This window comes from Rhodococcus sp. WB9 (assembly GCF_007558985.1).
GTDB classification, from domain to species: Bacteria; Actinomycetota; Actinomycetes; order Mycobacteriales; family Mycobacteriaceae; genus Rhodococcus_F; species Rhodococcus_F opacus.
The window spans coordinates 858593-882200 of sequence record NZ_CP041769.1; the positions used below are offsets into that span (position 1 = coordinate 858593).

Below are 23608 nucleotides of genomic sequence, written 5' to 3' on the forward strand. Positions count from 1 at the left end.
GCAGCTCACATCGGCGGCAGAGTCTTCTCGCCGAGCCAGGAATCCCACAGCCGGCGCAGCGGCTCGTCGGTGTAGTGGGTGGCCAGGTCGGTGAACTGCTCGCTCGTGACGGTGGAGTGGCGATGGGCCAGCGTCCACTGCCGCAGCAACCCGAAGAACTTGTCGTCGCCGAGCTTGCGTCGCAAGGCGTGGAGTGTGAGAGCGCCGCGCTTGTAGACGCGGTCGTCGAACATCAGCTGCGGTCCCGGATCGGCGATCACCAGATCCTGCGGTTTGCGGGCCAGGCCCTGATGTGCCTGCAAGGCGAGCTGATGCGCGGAATGTCCACCGGAATTCTCCGACCAGATCCACTCCGCGTAACAGGCGAAGCCTTCGTGCAGCCAGATGTCCCGCCACTGGCCGAGCGTCAGGCTGTTGCCGAACCACTGATGGGCCAGTTCGTGCGCCACCAGACGTTCGGACCAGCGCCGGCCGGTGCAATGGTTGGCGCCGAAAATCGACAGTCCCTGCGCCTCGAGCGGGATCTCCAACTCGTCGTCCGTCACGACCACCGTGTAGTCGGCGAACGGGTAGGGGCCGAACAACCGGGAGAACACGTCCATCATCTGAGGCTGCCGGCCGAAGTCCACGTCGAACGTCGGACGCAGCCGCGGCGGATGGACGGCGAACATGGGCACACCGCCGGAACCGAGGCTCCGGCGTTCGTACGGTCCGATCTGGATGGTGGCCAGGTAGCTCGCCATCGGCTCGGTCTGCTCGTACACCCACGTCGTCTGGCTGGCCCGGGTCTGCTTGCCGACCAGCGCACCGTTGGCCACCGTGAAATACGGCGAATCGGTCGTGATCGCGATGCGGTAACTCGCCTTCGAACTCGGGTGGTCGTCGCACGGGAACCAGGACGCCGCCCCGTTGGGCTGACTGGCGACGAGCGCGCCCTCGGACAGCTCCTCCCAGCCGACCTCACCCCAGACACTCCGGATCGGTTTCGGCGAACCCCCGTACTGGACGGTGAGCACGAGGGCGCCGCCCGCGGGGATCGCCTGCGCGGGCGTGACGATCAGCTTGCCGTTCCGGTGCAACCACTTCGTGTTGCGGGAACCGTTGGCCGCGACCTTCGTGACGTGCAGGTTGGACGCCAGATCCAGGGCGAACCGGGAGCGGGCCTCCGTGGTGACCGCGGTGATCGTGGCCTTGCCTGCCAGCCGGTTGCTGTGAACCTTGTAGGTGAGGTCGAGTTCGTACCGGGACACCCGGTATCCGCGGTTTCCGTTCTGGGGGAGGTACGGGTCGACCGGCTCGTCGATCCCCTTGTCGGACTTCACGTGGCCGCCCAAGGGGCGATCGGGTTTCCCTGCCACCGCGTGGACGGCGGCACGGTGTCGCCGCGCATGACGAGTGAGGCCGGGCCGACCGTGGCGCCTTCGCCGATCCGGGCGGCGGGCAGCGCGACACAGTGCGGGCCGAGGGTGGCGCCGGCTCCGAGGATGACGGTGTCCATGGACATGATCCGATCATGGAACAGGTGAGTCTGCACGACACACCCCCGTTCCACGGTCGCGCCGTCGCCCAGCGTCACGAGATCCGCCTCGGGGAGCCAATAGGTTTCACACCACACACCCTTGCCGATGGTGGCTCCGAGACCCCGCAACCAGACGTTGAGGACGGCGGTGCCCGTGGCGGCACGGGCGAACCAGGGCGCGGCGACGGTCTCCACGAAGGCGTCCGACACCTCGTTCCGCCACACGAACGAACTCCACAGCGGGTGTTCGATCTTCCCGATCCGACCCACCACCAGCCACTTCGCGATCACGGAGATCAGCCCGGCGACCGCGCCCGCGACGAGGAGGACGACACCGCTGGCCAGCGCTGCGAGCCAGAAGCCGATGTGGTGAGCCATCACCTGCAGCGCGAACAGCACACCGAGGCCGATTCCGAACGTCACCGTCACCGGGATGAGGCGGCACGTCTCCACGACCGCGCGGGCGATCTTGAGCCGGACCGGGGGACGGAACGTGCGGGAGGCGTCGGTGTCGCCGGGCGCCCTGCGGAGACGGACCGGGGGACTGCCCAGCCAGGAGGAGCCGGATTTCGCCTTCGACGGCGTGGCCGAGAGCACCGCGACGAGACCGTTCTTGGGCACGCGCCGACCCGGACCGGTCATCCCGGAGTTGCCGAGGAAGGCGCGCTTGCCGACCTTCGCGTGTTCGATGTGCATCCAGCCGCCGCCGAGTTCGTAACTCGCGATCATCGTGTCGTCGGCGAGGAACGCGCCGTCCGCCACGGTGGTGAACTTCGGCAGCATGAGGACGGTCGACGCTTCGACGTTCTTGCCGATCCGGGCGCCGAGCAACCGCAGCCATCCCGGCGTCAGGAGGCTCGCATACAGCGGGAACAGGAACGTGCGGGCGGAGTCCATGAGTCGTTCGGTGGCCCACACCTGCCAGCCGATGCGACTGCGGACCGGGTGGTAGCCCTCACGCAGCCCGATGGACAGCAGCCGGACGGACACGACCGTGAGGAGGGCGAACACGGCGAGGCTGACGAGCGTCGCGACGGGAAGGGTCACCAGCGACTGGAGTACGGCGGATCCGATCGTGCCGGCGTCGCGGATCCACCAGCCGATGACCAGGATGCCGGCGACGAGGGCGAAGATCGGCAGTCCGGCGATGAGCATCGACGTCACGCCGAACGCGGGAACCCAGTACGCCGCGCGGCGCGGGGTCTCCTCGGGCCACGGGTGGACGGCCTTGCCGACCTTGACTGCCGGTGAACCGGCCCAGTGCTGATTGGCCTTGACGCGTCCGAACACGGCGGAACCGGCCTCGACTTCGGCGTTTCGCCCGATGGTGGCGCCGGGAATCAGCGTGGACCGGGCGCCCACCGACGCACCCGGACCGATCTTGATCGCACCGATGTGGACGACGTCGCCGTCCACCCAATGCCCGGACAGGTCGACCTCGGGTTCGATGGAGCAACCGTCGCCGAGCTCGAGCATGCCGGTGACCGGCGGCAGCGTGTGCAGGTCTACGCCCTTGCCGACCGTGGCGCCGAGCGCCCGCGCGTAGTAGAGCATCCACGGCGCGCCAGACAGGTTCGCGGCGCCGCTGGCCTCGGTCAGGCGCAGCGCCACCCACAGTCGCAGGTGTTCGCTGCCGCCTCGGGGATACGTTCCCGGCTCGAGTCCGCGCAGCAGGATCCGTGAACCGATCACGGAGATCGCCATCCGGCCGACCGGGCTGATGAACGCGAAGAACGCGAGCAGAATCCACCACCACGACACCGTGGGCGCCCACGAGACCGTCGTGAACCACGAGAAGGCGTTGTTCGCGATGGCCAGCCACGTGACCCACTGCAGGCCAGTGAGCGTGGTGAGCGGAACCGTGGCCGCGATCTGCGCGAGCTGGCTCCGACGCGGAGTCGGTGTGACGATGCGGGGTTCGGCGGCGTCGATCGGCGCCAGCTCGTCGAGGTATTCCGCGAGCGAACCGAGCCGCGGATGGTCGTAGAGTTGCGCGACCGTCACTTCGGGGAACCGTTCGCGCAGCGCCGTGACCAGCTGGGCTGCCGAGAGGGATCCGCCGCCGAGCTCGAAGAAGTCGTCGTCGGGGCCCGTGATCTCGGCGCCGAGAATCGCCGTCCACAGCCCCGCGACCCAGGCCTGCGTGCCTTCGAGACCCAGTTTCTCCGCGGCGTCGTCGATACCTGGCGGGGGCCAGGGCAGGGCGTTCCGGTCGACCTTGCCGGACGTGCGGGTGGGCAGTTCGTCGACCAGGACCAACCGGGGGACCAGCGCCGCCGGCAGTTGTTCGGTGAGCGCGGTGTGCGCCGCCTTGAGGTCGAAGTCGGGGTTGGTGCTGGCCAGATAGCCGACGAGGATCTGGTGACCGGCTCCGGTCCTGCGCACGGCCGCGGCGGCGCCGCCGACCCCGGGAAGGTTCTGCAGGGCGTTGTCGACCTCGCCCAGTTCGATCCGCCTGCCACCGAGTTTCACCTGATCGTCTGCGCGACCCTGGAACAGGAGTCCACGGCGGTCGAGGCGGACGAGGTCGCCACTGCGATACGCGCGATCCCAGCCGAGTGTCGGCATCGGTGCGTACTTCTCGGCGTCCTTCTGCGGGTCGAGGTACCGGGCCAGACCGACACCGCCGATGACCAGTTCGCCCACGTCGCCCTCGGGGACGGGTTCACCGGTTGCGTCGACCACCGCGAGGTCCCAGCCGTCGAGCGGGAGGCCGATACTGACCGGACTCTTGCCGTCCATCAGGGCGCCGCACGCCACGACGGTCGCCTCGGTGGGCCCGTACGTGTTCCATACCTCGCGTCCGTCGACGGCGAGACGCTCCGCCAGTTCGGGTGGGCAGGCCTCGCCGCCGAAGATCAGCAGGCGCACCGCCTCGAGGGCCTCGGCGGGCCACAGCGACGCGAGGGTCGGCACCGTCGAGACGATGCTGACATCGCGCGCGACGAGCCACGGGCCGAGGTCCATGCCGCTGCGCACCAGGGACCGGGGCGCGGGAACGAGGCAGGCGCCGTGACGCCACGCGAGCCACATCTCCTCGCAGGACGCGTCGAACGCGACCGACAGTCCGGCCAGCACCCGATCGCCGGGCCGGATCGGGTCTTCCTGAAGGAACATCCGGGCTTCGGCATCCACGAACGCCGCCGCGTTGCGATGGTTCACCGCGACACCCTTGGGGGTGCCGGTGGAACCGGAGGTGAAGATGATCCAGGCGTCGTCGTCGACGGTCGGCGGACGGGCGCTCGGCGACTCGGCCCTGTCGGGGGCGGTACCCGCGGTGATCCCGGTGCCGGTCATCACGCATCGGACCTGCGCCTCGCCGAACACGAGTTCGGCGCGTTCCTCGGGGTCGTCCGCGTCTACCGGCACGTAGGCGGCGCCGACGGCGAGCGTCGCGAGGATCGCGACGTAGAGCGAGCAGGATCCGGATGGCATTCGGATTCCGACGCGATCGCCGGCCCCGACTCCTGATTCGGCCAGGACCTCCGCGGTCTGCCGGATCTCCTCGAGCAGTTCCTGGTAGGTGAGCGACGTCGAGCCGTCGTCGATCGCCGGGGCTTCGGGGTTCGCCTCGGCCGTCGCGAACAGGATGTCGACGAGAGTGCGCGGCGCCGGTGCGAATTCACGGCGGAGGAATTCCCGGGGTATACGGAGCGACAGGTCCGAATCCGTCGGCGACTGGAGAGACAATCCAGAATTCCTTCTCTGAGGGTGGTGATGCGTACGGCTCGTTATCTCACGATCAAGTGGCCAGATGGTGAACAGTTGGTGGTCGGTAGGGCTTCGTCGTCCATTCTTCACCCGCAGGTGCCGGTTCTCTCGCCGCACGTGTCGAAGTTCGCCCCGCTACTTCGTCGTCTGGTCAGAAGGAGCACCCGAGTTCCTTCTTTTCGAGGAAGGATGAACCTCATGTACTACCTGGCATTGCTGGCGGACGAGAAGAACGCCACCGAATGGGCACCGGACAGTGCGGAGTTCGCGGCGGCCGTTGCACGCCACGAGGCGTTCGCGGAGAGAGCGGGCTCCGCGATCGTCGGAGGTGGTGCCCTGTACCCGAGCGCGGAGGCGGTGACCATCCGGAACGAGGACGGCCGCGCGCTGATCACGGACGGTCCGTTCGCGGAGACCGCGGAGGTGGTCGGCGGTTTCTACGTTCTCGAGGGACCGGACCTGGACGAGGTGCTCAATGTCGCGCGGCACATTCCCGAGGCGATCATCGAGTTGTGGCCGATGTTCGAGTGGATGCCCGTGACCGATCAGAAAGGTTGCTGGATGGCGCTGCTGCGCGAACCGGTGGCGGCGGCGGTGGCGCCGGGCACACCCCAGTGGGACGAGGGAATGGCCGAGCACGAGAAGTTCGGTCGGCTCGCCGGGTCCGCGGTGCGTGGCGGCGGAGCCCTCTATCCGCCGGACTCCGCGACGACGATCCGCGTCCGGGACGGGGAACTTCTTCTCACCGACGGCCCCTTCGCCGAGACAGCCGAGGTCGCGAACGGTCTGTACGTGCTCGCAGCCGACGACCGGGAGAGTGCGATCGCGTTGTCGGCGAAGATTCCGGTGACGCCGAAGGGCTGCATCGAACTCCGGCAGATCGTCGACTACGCCGAGTAATGGACGGCGACACGCTGAGCCGCGTCTTCCGGGAGGAGTCCGGTCGGGCGCTGGCGACCGTGGCACGGATGGTCGGCGACCTGTCCCTCGCGGAAGACGCGGTGCAGGAGGCGTTCGCCGAGGCGATCCGCAGCTGGCCGGAGGCGGGCCTGCCGAAGAACCCTGGAGCCTGGATCACGACCGTCGCCCGCAACCGGGCACTGGACCGGTTGCACCGGGAGTCGTTGCGCGGCGACAAGGAGCACGATGCGGCGCGGCTCGTTCCCCCTCCGGACGAGGAAGAGGTGTGGCCGGTGCGTGACGATCAGTTGCGGCTCATGTTCACGTGCTGCCATCCCGCGCTGTCCCCGGAGTCGCAGGTCGCATTGACTCTCCGCCTGGTGGCCGGGTTGAGGCCCGCGGAGATCGCCCGGTTGTTCCTCGCCCCGGAACCGACCGTGTCCCAACGGCTCAGCCGTGCGAAGTCGAAGATCAGGACGGCCGGTATCCCGTTCCGGGTCCCGCCCGACCATCTGCTGCCCGAGCGCACCCCGCAGGTGCTCGCCTGCATTTATCTGGTGTTCACCGAGGGCTATTCGGCGACGTCCGGCGACACCGCGATCCGGGACGAACTCTGCGAGGAGGCGCTGCGGCTCGGCCGGTTGCTGTGCGAGCTGATGCCGGACGAGGGTGAGGCGTGGGCGCTGATGGCGCTCATGCTGTTTCACGACAGCAGGCGCGCTCAGCGAACGGACGTCGTGGGTGATCTCGTCCCCCTCGAGGAGCAGGACCGTCGGCGCTGGGACCGGGCGAAGATCGAGGAAGGTGTCGTGTGCCTGCGGGCCGCACGGCGCAGGGGAGGGGGTCCGTACGGCGCGCAGGCCACGATCGCGGCCGCCCACGCGACGGCGCCGAACTGGGCGGCCACCGATTGGAACGCCGTCGTCGCGGGATACGACGAACTCGGCACGTACGGTGACTCGCCCGCCGTTCGTCTCAATCGTGCTGTCGCAGTGAGCTTCCGCGACGGCCCCGACGCCGGCCTCGCAGAGTTGGACGCGCTCGCCGGGGAGCCGAGGCTGGCGCGGACGCACACCGTGCACGCGACCCGCGCCGACCTGCTGCGCCGAGCGGGCAGGCCCGCGGAGGCGAGTGCGGAGTACCGCGCCGCGATCGGCCTGGCGGCGAACGAACCGACCCGGCGATTCCTGGCGAGGCGGCTCGCGGAAGTGGACCGCGAGAACAGTGCCCGCTAGATCCGCCCGCGAGGCTGGTGCTGGGTGATGCAGTGGATGCCGCCGCCCCGCGCGAAGATCTGCCGGGCATCGACCGTGACGACGCGACGACCGGGGTAGACGCTCGACAGGATGTCGCGGGCGAGGGCATCGTGAGGGTCGTCGAAGCCACACGCGATGACGCCGCCGTTCACGACGAGATGATTGATGTAGCTGTAGTCGACCCAGCCCTCCTCATCACGCAGGACCGTCGGGGCAGGCACCTCGACGATCCGCCACGGCGCACCGGAACAGTCACGGCTGTCGGACAGAACTTTCAGGATCTCGGCGGACACCTCGTGGTCGGGGTGGGATCGGTCGCGCTGGGAGTGCACGAGGGCCACCCCGGGTGCAGGCAGCGCCGCGACGATGTCGACGTGCCCCTTGGTGCCGAACTTCTCGGAATCTCGCGTGAGGCCTCGGGGGAGCCAGACGACGTGCTCGGCGCCGATCGTGCGCGCGAGTTCCGCCTCGACTCCCGCCGCGTCCAGGCCGGGGTTGCGCAGCGGGTCCAGTTGCACGGTCTCGGTGACGAGCACGGTTCCGCGACCGTCGACCTGGATCCCGCCGCCCTCGTTGACCATCGTCGACGGGACCGGCCGCGCACCGGACCACCGGGTGACGGCCGCGCCGATCGACCGGTCGCGATCCCAGGTCGCCCACTCCTGTTGTCCCCAGCCGTTGAACGTCCAGTCGACGGCTCCGAGTCGTTCGTCCTCGTCGAGGACGAACGTGGGTCCGATGTCGCGCATCCAGGCGTCGTCGAGGGGAGCCTCGACCACATCGATGTCCGCGGACAGGTACTGCCGGGCGACGTCCCGATCCGCCGGATCGACGACCATGGTGACCGGTTCGAATTCGGCGATCGCGTGGGCGACTGCCGTCCACGCGGTTCGCGCCTCGTGCGCGTCGTCCGCGGTCGCGGTCATCGAGGCCCCGAGGGGCGGGAACGCCATCCACACCCGTTCCTGCGGTTCGGTCTCGCTCGGCATCCGCCAGGTCATGACCGGGTCTCCGAGGCCGATACCGTCGTCGGAAGTCCGTAGGGGTGCTCGTGGTCCACGGGATCCGTCAGCCGGGTGTAGGTGTCCGGCCTGCGGGTGGTCAGGAACGGGAAGAGATCGAGCCAGTCCTTCCGCTGATCGAGGTCGAGATCGGCCACCAGGACCGCCTCCTCGTCGCGGGGAGCCGACACGAGCACGCGGCCGTACGGGTCGGAGATGAACGAGGAACCGTAGAAGTCGATGCCGCCCTCGTTGCCGCAGCGGTTCGGGACCACCATGAATGTGCCATTGGTGATGCCGTTTCCGACGATCACGTGCTGCCAGATCGGCTGGGTGTCGAAGGACGGGGCGCTCGGCTCCGACCCGATCGCCGTGGGGTAGACGAGGATCTCGGCGCCGCCGAGCGAATACATCCGCGCGACTTCGGGGAACCACTCGTCCCAGCACGTCGGCAAACCGAGTGCGGCACCGCCCAGTTCGGCCGGGCGGTAGACGGGGTAGGCGTCGTCGGCGGGACCGCCGCGGAAGTAGGTGTCCTCGTAATAGCCGGCGCTGACAGGGATGTGGAGCTTGCGGGTGCGGGAGAGCAATTCGCCGGACGGGGCGACGAGGATGGCGGTGTTGAAACCGAGACCGTCCGGGCCGTCGGCTCGTTCGTAGAGGGAAGCGTGGACGCAGACGCCGTGCCGGGCAGCGGCGGCGGCCGCGAAACTGTACGTGGGTCCGGTCGTGAGGTCCTCGGCGTCGCGGCCGGGGGTCCCGGTCGCGCGGGTGTCGGCGGGGTACTTCGACAACGTGAGTTCCGGCAGGAACACCACCTCGGCGCCGAGTGCGGCGGCCTCACCGATCGCGTCGGTCAATTCGGTGCGCAGTGCGTCCGCATCGGGACGCCAGCGGTGCTGCACCAGCCCGACCCGCAGCGGCGTGCGGGCGGATTCGGTGAAGCGCGCCGGTGAGGACGGTGCGGGCAGTGCGGTGATCGTGCGAATGGTCATCGTTAGTCCTTCGGTTTGGATGTGACGGGAGTGTCGGGAGTGTGGGGGGTGGGCTCGGACATCACGACGTCGATCGCGCCGAGCAGATGGGAGCGGGCGTCCTCGGTGGAGATCTCCTTGCAGAGCCACCGCCCGGACAGGCCCTCGACGAGGGCGGTCATCGTGACCGCGGTGGCCTGGGGGTCGAGCGAGCGGGAGATCTCGCCGATGACCTGCGCCTGCGTGATCGCGTCGGCGATCTCCGACACCCACGCCGCGGTGGTCCGTGCGAGGGGCTCCCGCAGCGCCTCCTCGTACACGGCGGAGGCGCGTAACTCGTTCCAGGCCAACGAGTTCTCCACGACCTCGGGGCGGTCCTGGATCTCCCCGAGAAGGGAGCGGGTGAGCCGGTCGCGAGCGGAGTCGCCGGATCCCTCACCCTCGCTGCGGTACGCGCGGGCACGGTCGTTGATGTAGTTCAGGGCGGCCTCGAGGAGACCGATGCGATCCTTGAAGTGGTAGTACAGCAGTCCCGGCGACACGCCCGCGACCTCCGCGACATCGTTGACGCGAAGCCCGCGGATACCTCGTTGGGCAATGGCCGTCGCGCTGGCCTTCAGAATCGCATCGCGTCGCTCGCTCATCGGTGAATCTCCTTCGGTTCGTGCCGTCCTAGGACGTCGGGGGCCTCGACCGGGGCCACGTGTTCGGGCCACAGTCGCAGCGCGACGAGGTAGCCGGCCACGGCGATGGCCGACGATCCGACAAGACTGACATCGACACCGTGCGCGATGTCGGCAAGGGGCCCGGAGTACAGCGACGTGTCGACGGCGAGGACGCCGAACACGGATCCGGCCGCCCACGAGATGACGGCGCGCAGATTCCAGCCGCCGGTGAACCAGTAGCGCCCGCCCTTGCGGCCCAGGTTGAAGACCTGGAGGTCGACCGCGTCGTACTGCCCTCGCCTCGCAACGAGGAAGCCGGCGACGTTGATCGCCACCCACGGCGCGGCGAAACCGTTGAGCACCAGGGTCATCGCGGTGATCGAATCGACGGCATCGACGACGAACACGCCGATGTAGAGCAGGGCAACAGCGAGCGCCGATGTGATCAGCGTGGTGTGGACTCGGCGCAACCGGGGGATCAGCGCTTCCAGATCGAGGCCGCTGGCGTAGACGTTGAGGACGCCCTGCCCGAGTCCTCCCGCGAGGGCGACGAGGACGATCGGCAGCACGTACCAACCGGGCGCCTCCGCTACCAGGTCGGCAACGTAGGAGTCGCTCAGCGTGGTGAAGGTCGACGCGGTGAACGATCCGAAAGCCGCGGTCAGGAACAGCCCGAAGAAGATGCCTGCCATGGTGGCCGCGAAGATCGAACGGTCGCCGAACCGCACCCGGGAGATCCGCCTGCTGTAGTCGCCGAGCGTCGGGGCATACGACAGCGGCCCGCCGACCGCAAGGACCACGGCCAGAATCCAGGTGGGCCAGAATCCGCCGAGGAGATAGTCGCCGCTGCCCGCCCCGCCGTCGAAGCGACCACCGAACGCGAACACACCGAGCAGGAGCAGCGCGGCGACGACGGGCAGCACGAACTTCTGGAGCGCGACCACCGTGCCGTGACCGAACAGGGCGACGGCCACGATCTCGGCGGCGATGATGCCGTAGCCGAGGGCGAGCATGCCGTTGTCGACCGGTGTGCCGAGTAGGCGGTGGGCGGCGGCGATCAGCGCGTCACCCGAGGTCCAGACCGCGATCGCGGCGTACGCGAGGGCGAAGAGCAGTGTGAGCCCCGAGCCGATCATCCGTCCGCTCACTCCGAAGTGCGCACCACTCGACACGGTGTTGTTCGTGCCGGTGCGCGGGCCCAGGAGCGACAAGGGGGCGATGAGGAGCGTGCCGAGCCCGATGCCGACCGCGCTGGCCGCGATCGCGCTGCCGAACCCGAGTCCGAACGTGATGGGGAGCCAGCCGAACACGATCACCGAGAACGCCAGGTTGCCGCCGAAGAACACGGCGAGCATGTTGAGCGGTCGCGAATCGCGTTCCGATTCGGGGATGTATTCCACGCCGATCGACTCGACGTGTCCGAAGCGGTCCTCCGGCGGGGAGGGGGCGGTGTCGTCGAGGGGTGTCGTCGGGTCGAGATTCGTGGACACTGCGGACCTCACATTCCGGGGCGGAAGTGACTGTCATCACGTCCTGGTGGGTACCGAAGATATTCCAAACTGAAAATTCAGTCAAGACCGGCGAGTGACGTGCGCCACCGAGGGTGGCTCGGAGTTTGCGCTGCTACGACGACCGGATTAGATATATATGTAACCGCTTGTCTCATGTATACCTCTGTCATTGGAGTGCCTGTGTCTGCCGCCGCCATCAACTGTCGTTTCGCGAACCGGTGCCGGCTCGCCGCAGCGGGGACGGCGTTCGGGCGACGCGACATCGAGGGTGGACGGTGAGGTCGCCGCTCGTCCGGTGGCAGCTGATCGGCTTCGTTCTCGTGGCCCTCATGGGCCTCGTCTACGTGGGTGCCAACTACGTGCGCCTGGGCAATCTCCTCGGGTTCGGCGAATACACCGTGCACCTCGAATCGGAGACGTCGGGCGGCATCTTCACCAATGCGGAAGTCACGTACCGTGGCGTGCCGGTCGGCCGCGTCGGGGGCATGTCCCTGACCGCGGACGGCGTCGTCGTCGAACTGAGGATCGACACGAGCGCGCCCGGCATTCCCGCCTCCGCGAAAGCCGTCGTGGCCAACAGATCGGCGATCGGCGAGCAGTACGTCGACCTTCAGCCCGCCACCGATCGCGGGCCGTACCTGACGGACGGGTCCCGTATCGCCGCCGCCGACACGTCGACGCCGGTTCCCGTCGAAGAATTGCTCGCCAGCACACAGGGATTGACGGAATCCGTGCCGATCGACGCGCTCCACACCGTCGTGACGGAACTCGGCACGGCGTTCGACGGCAAGGGCGAAGACCTTCGATCGCTCGCGGATTCGTTGTCCGGGCTGTCGGCGTCGGGCGCCGAATCGCTCGATCGGACAGTGGCTTTGGTGCGTGACGGCCGCACCGTCTTGGGAACGCAGTCCGAACAGTCGTCGGCGATCAAGGATTTCAGTGTCGACCTGGACTCGCTCGCGGATCGGCTGCGCAGCAGCGACCCGGACGTCCGGCGGCTGATCGACAACGGAAATCCGGCGAGCGATCGACTAGGGCAACTCGTCTCGGAGGCCGGGCCGGGTGCCACGACAAACCTTGCCAACCTGTCCGCCACGGCGAAGGCGATCTCGGTGCAGGCCACCGCCCTGCAGACGCTGTTCGTGTATCTGCCCGGCGTGGCGGCCGCGTCTTCGACCATTGCGCCCGACGACGGAACCGTTCACCTGGGCCTGGTGGCAGAGACCGACAATCCGCCGTCGTGCACCGTCGGCTACGAGGGTACCCAGGCGATCCTTCAGGAGATGAAGCGGAACGACCCGAACTTCGACGACACGCAGCAGGACTTCCCGCAGAACACCGCCGCATCCTGTGCGGCTCCGCAGGGCAGTCTCACCGGTGTCCGGAGCGCGAACCGGATCGTGTTCGGAGACCCCGCCACCGTGCAGCCGTGGGACTCCACCCCCAAGAAGGATCCGAACAAGTTGGACCTCAACCCGATTGCCAATCAGCTCGCCCCGCTCCTCGGGGTGACCCCCAACTGACGCGAGTTCTCACCCCGGATCCCGGACGCTCCCGGATTTCGGGTTGACAACTGCGCGTCGATCCTGCAATCTTCGAAACAGGTCACGAGTACCAGCGTCAAGCCCCGGCTTGCTGGTCGGCAACCCTCCACCGCGGCGGGGTGCTCCGGGTGACGACCAGGCTGAGGTCCATACCGGACCCGGCAAGCGCGGACTCCGAGAGGGCACCGACCCTGCGACGAGTCCCTGACTACGAGGGATGTCGTGATGACTGCTGTATTGACCGCTGACGTGTGTGTCGCCCCCCTGGCCCAGGTTTCGGGCTCCGACCTGCGGGTTCCGCTCGTTCAAGGTGGCGACTGCGCGTACGTCAACTTCGACTACGCCGCCAGTGCGCCGGCATTGGCGCAGGTGACCGACCGAATCGGGGCGCTGCTTCCGACGTACTCCAGCGTGCATCGCGGCGCCGGCTACGCGTCGCGGGTGTCGACCGAGTGCTACGAGAAGGCGCGCGACTCGGTGGCCCGGTTCGTCGGAGCGGGCGAGGACCAGGTGGTGGTCTTCACCCGGAACACGACCGACTCGCTGAATCTGCTCGCCGGCTGCGTCCCCGGCAGCACCGTGGTCCTCGACATCGAGCACCACGCGAACCTGCTGCCGTGGAAGAACTCTCGCGTCGTGCGGGCGGCGGACACGCTGGACGAGACCGTCCGCCTGCTCGTCGCCGAACTGTGCTCCAAGCCCACCGCCCTGCTCGCGGTGACGGGAGCGTCCAACGTGACGGGCGAGGTGCTGCCGATCGCCGCCCTCGCCGACGTGGCTCATCGTTGCGGCGCACGGATTCTCGTCGACGCCGCTCAGCTCGCGCCGCACCGCCGCATCGACGTCGAGGAGTGGGGCGTCGACTACCTCGCCTTCTCCGGGCACAAGCTGTATGCACCCTTCGGCGCCGGCGTGCTGGTCGGCCGCCGGGACTGGCTCGACGCCGCCGAGCCCTACCTCGCAGGCGGCGGCGCGGTCCGGAACGTGACCGTCGAATCCACCCAGTGGGCGCCCGCCCCTGCCCGGCACGAGGCGGGAACCCCCAACGTGCTCGGCGCGGCGGCGCTCGCCGCCGCGTGCGATGCGCTGTCCGAGCTGGACTTCGGCACGGTGGCCGAACACGAGGCGGCGCTCACCCGCCTCCTCCTCGACGGCCTCGGCTCCGTCGACGGCCTGGAGTTCCTGCGGCTGTGGTCGGACGCCCCCGACTCCGTGGGGATCGTGACGTTCACGATCGACGGGTTCGAACCCGGAGAGATCGCCGCCTACCTCTCCGCCGAACACGGAATCGGAGTTCGCGACGGGCGGTTCTGCGCCCATCCGCTGCTGGGACGCCTCGGCCGGCCCGACGGCGCCGTGCGAGTGAGTGTGGGTCTCGGAAGCTGCTCCGGGGACGTGGATCGGCTGGTCGACGCGGTGCGCACGCTGGTGGCGGGGCGCAGGAGCTGGACCTACGCCAGGGAGAGCGACCAGTGGAATCCGGTGCCGGAGACGCGTTTTTCGCGAGACGCGCTAGTATGACCGTATGGCATCGCAGGCTGGGAGCACAACGATTGCTCACTGGTGCCGTCGGCATGTCGATCTGTGCCGAACCGCCTCGGGTATGTGTTCGAGCTGACCGTTCTTCCAGCTCCGTTTCATTCACACGTCATTCCCGAGGAACCCCTATGTCTCGAGACAATGCCTTCGTATCCCGTCCCCTTCGCGTCGCCGTCGAACTGACCGGTTCCGGCCATCACCCGGCGGCCGAGGGTGCCCCGGGCACGCGGCCGATCAACGGCGCGGACTACTGGGTGGACCTGACCGCCGACTCGACGGATCAGCTCGACCTCACGTCGTTCCCGCCGAACGTCGTCCGGATCCGGGCGTCCGATCTGCGTGAGGCGCAGCAGGAACGCGCGCGGATCCGCGCCGAACTCGTCGCCGACGGTCGCGACCCCGACGGCGTCACCGTCCTGGTGGACCTCGAGGTGCTCATCGCCGGAGAGGCCCGCGCCGCGCGCAAGGAGCTGGCCCTCCTCGACAGCGCACTGGATGCACCGCGTGCTCCGGTGTCGTTGCAGTACATCGGAACTCCGGTCGGCCTCGCCGGGCTCATCGCCGACATCCAGGCGGCCGGCGTCGCCGACGGTGTGACCGTGCTGCCGCTGTCGCTCCCCGGGGTTCTGGAGCAGCTCGTCGACGGCACCCTCCCGTGGCTGGAGGAGCGAGGTCTCGTCACCTCCGCCGCCGTCGTCGACGAAGCACTGCGTCGTTTCGACCTCCCCCTCCGCGAGCGGGTACTGGCATCCTGACCAGGTCAGTTGCCGTTGTTCGCTGAACCGAGCGGAGTGGGCCGGTAGTACCGGCCCTCGTGGTACAGCAGGGGCGCCGAGGCGGAATCGTCGTCTGCCTCGGCATGGACGCGGGTGACGAGGCCGATGACGAGCGTGTGATCGCCGACGGGAATCAGCTGGTCCACGATGACCCGCAACCAGCTGGGAGTTCCGTGGAGGACCGGTTCGCCGGTGTCGAGTCGCGCCCAGAGCGACTCGTCGGCGAACCGCTGGTCGGCGCTTCGGGAGAATCGCTGAGCCAGGTGCTGCTGGTGTTCCCCGAGCAGGTGGATCACCAGCGAATCCGCGGAATGAAGTGCATCGATGCTGGACGACGTGTTCGCGATGTTGAACGACACCAACGGCGGGTCCAGTGAGACCGAGGAGAACGAGGACGCCGTGAAGCCGACCGGGCCGGACCCCGAGTCGAGGGTCACGATGGTGACGCCCGCCGGGTGTCGTCGCAGGGCTGCGCGGTAATCCTCGGCGCAGATTCCGGGGGCGAGTCGATGGTCGCGGGGGAGGTCCGAACCATCGACGGTTTCGGCGTTCTCGGCTCTGTCGGACAAATCATTCTCCGGGTCGGCCCGTGCGGGCACTGTGTCATTCTCGTTCACGAGATCTGACGTCAACTATAGGGGCGTGAACAGCCCGGGATTCAGTCGACGTCGATCGCCAGACCCGCGGTGATCCGCACCAACTCCGAGAACGACGTGCGGAAGACCGTGTCCGGGTGCCCGGCGGCCGCCCACAGTTCCGCGTACCGCGACAGGGCGTTGTCGACGTACGTCGGAAGGTTCGTGGGATGTCCGAGCGGCGCGATACCCCCGATCGGCTGGCCGGTGGCGATCCGAACCATGTCGAGGGGCGCCCGGGTCAGATTTCCCTGCAGTCGTTTGCCCGTGTTCGCCAGATCCACCTCGTGCGCCCCCGACACGAGGAGCAGGATCGGGTCGTCGTCCAGAAGGAACACCAGCGACTTGGTGATGGCCCCGATATCGACCCCCAGAGACTCCGCCGCCTCGGCCGCGGAGTGGGTGGAGTCGGGCTGGGTCACGATCACCCCATGGTGCCCTCGCGCGATCAGAGTCTCGGCGACATGCGCGGCGTGGGGGTGCAGGGGCGTCGGCATGAACCAAGAGTAGGTCCATTCTCCCGGTACGACATCAAGAAGCGTCGTCCGACACGACATCGGAACGGGGCGTGGTCGATTCCGGCTTCCGGAGGCGCCGGGCGGTGAACCCGAACAGCAGTCCGAGCCCGACCGCCGAGTAGAGCGCGAGGGCGAGCGCGGGCTGTCCCAGCCCCACGTCGTCGAAGTACACGATGCTGCGAATTCCCTCGGTGCCGGCGCCCGGGGTGATCCAGCGTCCGATGGCCGCGTAGAAGGCGGGGATGACGTTCGAACCGAACGCCCCGCCGGCGCTGGGATTGCCCAGAATGACGAAGACGGCGATCGCGAGGGGGACGGCGACGATGCCGACCGAGGCGCGCAACCCCAGCGTGAACACGGCGGTGCCGAAGACGACGCCTGTTCCGAGTAGCCACAGCGGGAACCAGTGTCCTGCGAACGTGCCGAGCACGTGAGTGGTGATCAGGGCGCCGAGGGCGCCGGACAGCACGGCGTACCCGAACAGGACAGCCGTGTGCGCGGACGCCTGACGCAGGGTCCGCGGGGCGCCGATGAACAGGCCGATCGCCGCCGCGAGCAGGTATCCGCCGACCACCCAGCCGACCGCCAGATAGAAGCCGGAGAGTCCACGGTTGTCGTGCGCGCCGACCGGAATTTCGTCGCGGACCGTGAACTGGCGACCCTGACTGTTCTCCACCTGGGTGAAGACCGATTCGAGCGCGCTGGAGATGGAGCTGCCGCCCGCGCTCGCGGTGATCAGGGTGTCGGGGCCGACGGGGTTCACGACGAACGCGCCCTGGATCTCGCGGTCGTGGAGGAGCCGCCGGGCTTCCGCGGTGTCCGAGACGACACGGGCGCGCAGCGGCCTGCCGTCGATCGCGTCGAGCCGGTCGGCGACCTGCTGGTCCGTGCCTGCGGGCAGTCCCTCCGCTGCGACGACACCGATCTCGATGTCGCGGGGCGTGGGCTGATGGAACGCGGCCACGTAGCTGAGGATGAAGCCGAGCTGGAGGAGCAGAACGCCGAAGACCAGCGCGACCATCACCTTGGGCGCACCGTACTTCGACACCGGACTGTCGTGGTGCACGGGAGCCGGGGTGGGGGATTCGCTGTCGGTCAGGGTCATCGGACGTCCTCGATCCTTGTCGATACCGTGGGTATTGAATACCCTAGGTATCGTGACTGAAGATCGTCAACGGGACAGTCGTCACACCGAATGGGCGCCCACGACGCGTCCCGGTCGTGATGTCGTTCGTCAGCGCCTCCTCGACGCGGCGGCGGAGGAATTCGCGGAACGGGGCTTCAGCGCGGCCCGGCTCGCCGAGGTGGCCCGCCGGGCGGGGTTCACCAAGGGGGCGGTCTATTCGAACTTCGAGTCGAAGCAGGACCTGTTCGCCGAACTCTTCGCGGCGCGCTCACTCGAACTGGCGGGACGGGTCCTCGCCGAGATCGCCGGTATGACCCCCTCGGATGCCGCGGGCAAAGGAGGCGAGGCCGTCGCGTCGTGGATGGTGCGCGAACCGGGCTGGTCACTGCTGGTGCTCGAATTCGGCGTGCTCGCCGCACGCGACCCGCAGATCGCCCAGGCCTACCTGCGGGAGCGGCGGCAATTGCGGGGAAGGCTCGTCGAATTGATCGGCCAGCGCGCGCGGGAGTGGGGGGTCGACGACACGTTCGACGTCCGCACCACGGCCATCTCGCTGATGGCCCTCATCTCCGGCCTCGTGCTCGAACACTCCGTCGACCCCGAGGAAGTGGATCAGTCGACGATGGGCGCCGCGGTCACCGCGCTGTTCGCGGGCGCCGTCGCCAGGGCCGGACTGACCTGATCTCAGGCGGTCTGCGCGACGACCCCGTCGAGGAAGCCGTCGATGTGGGCCCACGTGGAGTCCTTGGCCTTCGGGCCCGCGACGAGCCCGAGGTGGCTGCCCGGCGCGGACTCGAACCGCACCGACGGAGAACCGGTAAGCACGTCCGTCGCCGCCCGGACCGACGGGATCGGCGCGATGACGTCCTCGGTGCCACCGATCGCGAGAACCGGCACCGCGAGATCGGCCAGCGCGATCGCGCCGTTCCGGGTCTGGAAACTCCCCGCGGCGAGCGCGTTCCCGAGGATCAGCTCGGTGCAGACCTGGCGGAAGAACCGCGCGGGATAACCCGGCATGTCGGCCATGAACCGGTCGATGGACTCCATGCGTGCGAGGGTCTCGGTGTCGTGCAGGTTCCGGGCGATGAACCACGGCTTGGTGAGCTCGCGCTGAAGTGCGGTGAAACGGTAGCTCGCCTGGACCAGCGGCGCCGGGAGCCCGCCCATCGCCCGCGTCGCGGTGGTGAGGGGGCGGTCGCCGATGAACCGGCCGACCATCCGCAGCGGCGCGATCATGGTCACCGACTCGTAGTCGATCGGCGTGCCGATCGCCGTCACCGAACCGATCGGCAGATAGTTCCGGCCCGCGGCCGTGAGCAGCGACATCGTTCCCCCGAGGCTCCAGCCGATCAGGTCGACGGGTGCACCGTCGTGGAGTCGGGACACGCGGTCGACCGCCGCCGGGATGTAGTCGTCGATCCAGTCCTCGAACCCCAGGCCGCGGTCGGAGTAACCCATCGTGCCGTAGTCGACGAGATACGCCGCCTTGCCCGAACCGACGAGGTGCGCGGCCAGGCTCTGGCCCGGCCGGAGGTCGAAGCAGTGTGCGGGCGCCGCGAGCGGGGGCACGAGGAGGACGGGTCGGCCGCCGTCGGTCTCGGTGTTGTCGAACCGGTACAGGTTCTGATGGGGCGCCTCGTGGATGCGCGTCGACGGGGTTCGCTGGACCGGTGCGATTCCGCCGCCGAAGGACAGTCGCCAGGCGTTGCGGGTCAGCGTGTTCAGCGTCGGGTTCCAGGCGATGTCGAGCACGGGTTTCCTCTCGTGGCGGCGCAGATCCTCCAGGTATCTGTGACGTCAACATACAGGTAATCTCGCGGTCGTCCGTCAGCGGGAGGCAAGCAGAACCCGCAACACCGTCGCCGGCCGGAGCAGCGTCCCCGGACGGTCGAGAAGATGCGTCACCCGGAGGAACGCGGACCCCACGGCCGGGTCGACGGACGCCGCCCGATCGAGCCGGGACGTGTACGCATTGACCAACCGCACCCGCGCCGACCGCCGACCGGGTACGGCCGGGATCCGGAGGTCGTTGTCGACGGTGAGCGTCCACGCGGCATCGATACACCGGTTAGCCCCGCGGAGGAACCGGTGAGCGAGATGCGCGCGCCCCGACCGCAGGCAGTCCCGCAGGATCGTCGCCTCCACCGCGGCGACGCTCATGCCCTGGCCGTAGATCGGGTTGAACGAGCAGATGGCGTCCGCGAACGGCAGATAATTCGACGGCAGATCGTCCGCGGAATAGTGCCGCCGGACGGTCGTCGGGATCCGGTAACGCACCCCGTCGTCCACCGGCTCGGCCGTGCGCAGTGCCTCGTACATGTCCGGGGCGGGGAACGACTTCACGAAGTCGAGGAAGCCGTCCGGATCCAGCGGCGGCACATCGTCCCCGTACCCGGCGAGAGTGACGATCCAGGTGCCGTTCTCCTGCACGCCCATGAATCCGCTGCGCGGACTGGACGGTCCCGGCGCCATTCCGATGCCGGAATCCCCGTCCAGATGCGGCGGGTCGAGCCGGAAGTGCCTCGTCGCATAGCTGACGTCCACGGCCACCTGCGACTCGGCCGGCGGCGCGAAACCCAGCTCGCCGAGCCGGGCGACAGTCTGCGAACTGCGGCCGGACGAGTCCACGACGAGATCGGTCCCGACGACCTCCGGCGGGACGCCGCCACGGTGCTGCACGGTCACGCCGGTCACCCGCCCGCCGTCGACGGTGAGACCCGTGACGTCGGAACGGTCCAGTATTCGCACATTCGGCAGCGCCTCGACCCGCCTGCGCATCTGCCACTCGACGAGCGGTCTGCTCGCGAGAATGCCGGGGACCCCACTGATCTCGCGGGCCATCCGGTGTCCGTCGACGATCCACCGGATGTCGCCCAGCGCGTCGCCCGCGGTGGCGCCGAGGGCCAGGAGCTCGGACGCGAACCCCGGCAGGAGGTCCTCCATCGCGGCCTGCCCGCCGGCGAGAAGGGCGTGCACGTGCCGGGCCTGCGGCACGCACCTGCGCGCGGTCGCCGTGTCGGGCAGGATGTCGCGGTCGAGGACGACGACGCTCCGGAATGTTCCGGCGAGAGCCGCCGCGGCAAGCAGTCCCCCCATTCCGGCGCCGACGACTACGGCGTCGCCGGCCGGGATCGTCCGGTGCGTCATGGCGGCTGTCCGTTCACAAGACGGTGCAGAGACCTCCAGGGTATTTCGCGTGACGTCGAAGAGCGGTGGTTACTCTTGAGTAATGACCGAACAGAAGACCTGGAATGCGTTCACCGTCGAGCGCAAGGATCACGTCGCGCAGGTGACGCTCATCGGACCCGGAAAGGGCAACGCGATGGGCCCGGATTTCTGGAGCGAGCTCCCCGAGATCTTCGGTGAACTCGACACCGATCCGGACGTGCGGGCCGTGGTGATCGCCGGCTCCGGCAAGAACTTCTCCTTCGGTCTCGACCTGCCCGCCATGAGCGGCAGCTTCGGTTCCGTCCTCGCCGACAAGGCGCAGGCCGGCCCGCGTACCGCGTTCCACGACATGATCAAGCGGATGCAGTCCGGCATCAACGCGGTCGCCGACTGCCGCAAACCGGTGGTCGCGGCCATCCAGGGCTGGTGCATCGGCGGTGGCGTCGACCTGATCTCCGCGTGCGACATCCGGTACGCCAGCACCGACGCGAAGTTCAGCATCCGTGAGGTCAAGGTCGCGATCGTCGCCGACATGGGCAGCTTCGCCAGACTGCCCGCCATCATCGGCGACGGTCATCTGCGGGAACTCGCGCTCACCGGCAAGGACATCGGCTCCGGGCGCGCCGAGAAGATCGGTCTCGTCAACGGCGTCTTCGCGGACGCCGACGCCGTCCTCGCCGCCGCGCACGAGACCGCGGCCGAGATCGCGGCGAACCCGCCGCTCGTCGTCCATGGCATCAAGGACGTCCTCGACCACTCCCGCGCGGCCGCCGTCGACGACAGCCTGCGCTACGTCGCCGCATGGAACGCCGCGTTCCTGCCGTCGCAGGACCTGACCGAGGCGATCACTGCCGTCTTCGAGAAGCGCGCCCCTGAATTCACGGGCGAATAGCCGGTCGCAGAGCCTTATCCGCAGGTAAAGCTCAGTCCATCAGTTGCCCGAAACCTCGCTGCGCTCGCATACTTGCCGACTACAAGTAAACGACAGCGCAGCGAGGAAACAGTGTCGAATTCGGTCGAAACGCCGGTGGCTTACACCCACCGGCAGATCCTGGCTGTACTCAGTGGGTTGATGCTCGGCATGTTCCTCGCCGCGCTCGACCAGACGATCGTGGCGACGGCGATCCGCACCATCGCCGACGACCTCGACGGATACTCGCTGCAGGCGTGGGCAACCACCGCATACCTCGTCACCGCCACCCTGGCGACGCCGCTCTACGGCAAACTGTCCGACATCTACGGCCGCAAGCCGTTCTTCATGTTCGCGATCACGGTGTTCGTGATCGGCTCGGTCCTGTGCACGTTCTCGACGTCGATGTACATGCTCGCGGCCTTCCGTGCGGTCCAGGGACTCGGCGCCGGCGGTCTGTTCTCGTTGGCGCTCACCATCATCGGCGACATCGTCTCCCCGCGTGAACGGGCCAAGTACCAGGGCTACTTCCTGGCCGTGTTCGGCACGTCCAGCGTCCTCGGGCCGGTCCTCGGCGGAGTGTTCGCCGGACAGGACGAGCTCCTCGGAATCGACGGCTGGCGTTGGGTTTTCCTCGTCAACGTGCCGGTGGGACTCGTCGCGCTCACGGTCGTCTCCCGGGTGCTGCACCTGCCGCGACGACCGAGCGGAAGCCGGCGGATCGACTGGTGGGGTGCGATCGCCCTCGCGGTCGGCGTGGTGCCGTTGCTCGTCGTCGCCGAACAGGGGCACAGCTGGGGATGGGACAGCTCGAAGTCGTTGGCGTGCTACGTGATCGGCGTCATCGGCGTGCTCGCCTTCGTGTCGGTGGAACTGGCGATGAAGGACGACGCACTCATCCCGATGCGCTTCTTCCGCAACAGCACCTTCGCGCTCGGCGTCGTGATCAGCCTCGTCGTGGGCGCCGTCATGTTCGGCGGCATCACCCTGCTACCCCAGTACCTGCAGGTGGTGAAGGGCTCGAGCCCCACCCTCGCCGGGTTCCAGATCCTGCCGATGGTCCTCGGCCTCATGGCCGGCTCGGTGGTCAGCGGTCAGATGATCTCGCGGACCGGACGGTACCGGTACTTCCCGATCCTGGGCACCGCCCTGATCGCGGTCGGCGCGTACCTGCTGCACACGCTGGCCGCCGACACCCCGATGCCCGTCGTGATGGTGTTCATGCTGATCCTCGGACTCGGTCTCGGAAACCTGATGCAGCCCCTCACCCTCGCCATTCAGAACGCACTGCCCCCACAGGACATGGGGGTGTCGACCGGAGCGGCCACGTTCTTCCGGCAGATCGGCGGCACCGCAGGCGTCGCAATCTTCCTGTCGATCCTCTTCTCCCGCCTCACCCCGGCCATCGGCGAGCGCGTGACAGCCGCCGCGGGCACAGCCGACTTCCGTCGAGCAGTGGTCGCCGCCGCACAGAGCAACGACCCCGCGGAGGCCGCCATGGGCCAGGGGATCCTCAGCCCCGACCACGCCGGCGTCAGCGGAGTCCTCACGGACAGCTCGGTGATCGGAAAACTCGACGACGTGCTGGCCCTGCCCTTCCGCGAAGGATTCGCCGACGCCATCGGATCCGTCTTCCTCAGCGTGTCGATGCTCGCCGTCGTCGCCTTCGTCCTCACTCTGCTGTGGAAGGAAGTGCCACTCCGCAGCGAGTCCGGCCTCCAGGCCGCGGCGCGGGGAGACGCGCAGGAGTGAGACGCCAACGGCGCCCATCCCCCGCGGGGGATGGGCGCCGTTGCCGTAAATATCGGGAGGCTCAGTGCCCGACGATTCGCCGCCGGCTCAGTGCCAGACGATT

Annotated in this window: 20 protein-coding genes and 1 riboswitch; of the genes, 9 read left to right on the forward strand and 11 right to left on the reverse strand. The window is 68.4% G+C overall.

Annotation, left to right across the window (positions count from 1 at the left end):
* Nucleotides 1-5: 5 nt before the first annotated feature.
* On the reverse strand, nucleotides 6-1322 hold the full coding sequence (locus FND50_RS04135; protein ID WP_186301231.1) for a M1 family metallopeptidase: 1317 nt from the start codon (nucleotides 1320-1322) through the stop codon (nucleotides 6-8).
* The gene (locus FND50_RS04140) at nucleotides 1319-5209 is read right to left on the reverse strand and encodes a Pls/PosA family non-ribosomal peptide synthetase (RefSeq protein ID WP_144284839.1); all 3891 of its coding nucleotides are present in this window, start codon (nucleotides 5207-5209) and stop codon (nucleotides 1319-1321) included. Before FND50_RS04140 ends, FND50_RS04135 begins: the two co-directional genes overlap by 4 nt.
* Before the next feature lie 219 nt (nucleotides 5210-5428).
* Between FND50_RS04140 and FND50_RS04145 the strand changes: the two genes are divergently transcribed.
* Nucleotides 5429-6130, forward strand: coding sequence for a YciI family protein (locus tag FND50_RS04145; protein ID WP_144284840.1), 702 nt, complete (start codon nucleotides 5429-5431; stop codon nucleotides 6128-6130).
* On the forward strand, nucleotides 6130-7365 hold the full coding sequence (locus FND50_RS04150; protein WP_144284841.1) for an RNA polymerase sigma factor: 1236 nt from the start codon (nucleotides 6130-6132) through the stop codon (nucleotides 7363-7365). The genes FND50_RS04145 and FND50_RS04150 overlap by 1 nt, the downstream gene beginning before the upstream one ends.
* Here the strand turns inward: FND50_RS04150 and FND50_RS04155 are convergent.
* From FND50_RS04155 to FND50_RS04170, 4 genes are read right to left on the reverse strand one after another with little or no spacing between them, the layout of a single operon-like run.
* Entirely contained in the window at nucleotides 7362-8387 is a 1026-nt protein-coding gene (locus FND50_RS04155; RefSeq protein WP_144284842.1) for an agmatine/peptidylarginine deiminase, read from the reverse strand. The genes FND50_RS04150 and FND50_RS04155 overlap by 4 nt on opposite strands.
* Nucleotides 8384-9382, reverse strand: coding sequence for a nitrilase-related carbon-nitrogen hydrolase (locus FND50_RS04160; protein ID WP_144284843.1), 999 nt, complete (start codon nucleotides 9380-9382; stop codon nucleotides 8384-8386). The genes FND50_RS04155 and FND50_RS04160 overlap by 4 nt, the downstream gene beginning before the upstream one ends.
* 2 nt (nucleotides 9383-9384) lie before the next feature.
* Nucleotides 9385-10005 carry a TetR/AcrR family transcriptional regulator gene (locus tag FND50_RS04165; protein ID WP_144284844.1) on the reverse strand — a complete coding sequence of 207 codons (621 nt, stop codon included), beginning with the start codon at nucleotides 10003-10005 and terminating at the stop codon, nucleotides 9385-9387.
* Nucleotides 10002-11516: a cytosine permease gene (locus FND50_RS04170; protein ID WP_144284845.1), complete on the reverse strand. Its 1515-nt coding sequence runs from the start codon at nucleotides 11514-11516 to the stop codon at nucleotides 10002-10004. The genes FND50_RS04165 and FND50_RS04170 overlap by 4 nt, the downstream gene beginning before the upstream one ends.
* 296 nt (nucleotides 11517-11812) lie before the next feature.
* On the opposite strand from FND50_RS04170, the gene FND50_RS04175 reads away from it, so the two are divergent.
* From FND50_RS04175 to FND50_RS04185, 4 genes are all read left to right on the forward strand, one after another.
* Complete coding sequence (locus tag FND50_RS04175; protein ID WP_144284846.1) at nucleotides 11813-13060, forward strand: MCE family protein; 1248 nt, start codon at nucleotides 11813-11815, stop codon at nucleotides 13058-13060.
* Nucleotides 13061-13140: 80 nt separating this feature from the next.
* A riboswitch (SAM riboswitch) is annotated at nucleotides 13141-13255 on the forward strand.
* 51 nt (nucleotides 13256-13306) lie between these two features.
* Nucleotides 13307-14602, forward strand: coding sequence for an aminotransferase class V-fold PLP-dependent enzyme (locus FND50_RS04180; protein WP_144284847.1), 1296 nt, complete (start codon nucleotides 13307-13309; stop codon nucleotides 14600-14602).
* A 4-nt stretch (nucleotides 14603-14606) separates the two neighbouring features.
* The gene (locus FND50_RS37715; RefSeq protein WP_397493341.1) at nucleotides 14607-14699 is read left to right on the forward strand and encodes a putative leader peptide; all 93 of its coding nucleotides are present in this window, start codon (nucleotides 14607-14609) and stop codon (nucleotides 14697-14699) included.
* Nucleotides 14700-14748: 49 nt separating this feature from the next.
* The gene (locus tag FND50_RS04185) at nucleotides 14749-15375 is read left to right on the forward strand and encodes a hypothetical protein (RefSeq protein WP_144284848.1); all 627 of its coding nucleotides are present in this window, start codon (nucleotides 14749-14751) and stop codon (nucleotides 15373-15375) included.
* 5 nt (nucleotides 15376-15380) lie between these two features.
* On the opposite strand, the gene FND50_RS04190 is transcribed toward FND50_RS04185, so the two are convergent.
* The 3 genes from FND50_RS04190 to FND50_RS04200 all read right to left on the reverse strand — a co-directional run bounded on the left by FND50_RS04190 (nucleotide 15381) and on the right by FND50_RS04200 (nucleotide 17654).
* Nucleotides 15381-15890, reverse strand: a complete 510-nt coding sequence (locus tag FND50_RS04190) for a flavin reductase family protein (RefSeq protein WP_337460066.1) — start codon at nucleotides 15888-15890, stop codon at nucleotides 15381-15383.
* Nucleotides 15891-16054: 164 nt separating this feature from the next.
* Nucleotides 16055-16528: a YbaK/EbsC family protein gene (locus FND50_RS04195; RefSeq protein WP_007301491.1), complete on the reverse strand. Its 474-nt coding sequence runs from the start codon at nucleotides 16526-16528 to the stop codon at nucleotides 16055-16057.
* A 34-nt stretch (nucleotides 16529-16562) separates the two neighbouring features.
* The gene (locus FND50_RS04200) at nucleotides 16563-17654 is read right to left on the reverse strand and encodes a hypothetical protein (RefSeq protein ID WP_144284849.1); all 1092 of its coding nucleotides are present in this window, start codon (nucleotides 17652-17654) and stop codon (nucleotides 16563-16565) included.
* Between the two features lie 52 nt (nucleotides 17655-17706).
* Here FND50_RS04200 and FND50_RS04205 point away from each other — a divergent pair, with 52 nt between their 5' ends.
* Nucleotides 17707-18357 (forward strand): TetR/AcrR family transcriptional regulator, encoded by a 651-nt coding sequence (locus FND50_RS04205; RefSeq protein WP_144284850.1) that lies wholly within the window; start codon nucleotides 17707-17709, stop codon nucleotides 18355-18357.
* Nucleotides 18358-18359: 2 nt separating this feature from the next.
* Here the strand turns inward: FND50_RS04205 and FND50_RS04210 are convergent, their stop codons facing one another.
* Both FND50_RS04210 and FND50_RS04215 read right to left on the reverse strand, forming a co-directional pair.
* Complete coding sequence (locus FND50_RS04210; RefSeq protein ID WP_144284851.1) at nucleotides 18360-19427, reverse strand: alpha/beta fold hydrolase; 1068 nt, start codon at nucleotides 19425-19427, stop codon at nucleotides 18360-18362.
* Nucleotides 19428-19502: 75 nt separating this feature from the next.
* Nucleotides 19503-20822 (reverse strand): monooxygenase, encoded by a 1320-nt coding sequence (locus FND50_RS04215; protein ID WP_144284852.1) that lies wholly within the window; start codon nucleotides 20820-20822, stop codon nucleotides 19503-19505.
* Nucleotides 20823-20904: 82 nt separating this feature from the next.
* Here FND50_RS04215 and FND50_RS04220 point away from each other — a divergent pair, with 82 nt between their 5' ends.
* Entirely contained in the window at nucleotides 20905-21735 is an 831-nt protein-coding gene (locus FND50_RS04220) for a crotonase/enoyl-CoA hydratase family protein (RefSeq protein WP_144284853.1), read from the forward strand.
* Nucleotides 21736-21846: 111 nt separating this feature from the next.
* Nucleotides 21847-23505, forward strand: a complete 1659-nt coding sequence (locus tag FND50_RS04225; RefSeq protein WP_260850894.1) for an MDR family MFS transporter — start codon at nucleotides 21847-21849, stop codon at nucleotides 23503-23505.
* Nucleotides 23506-23608 lie beyond the last annotated feature (103 nt).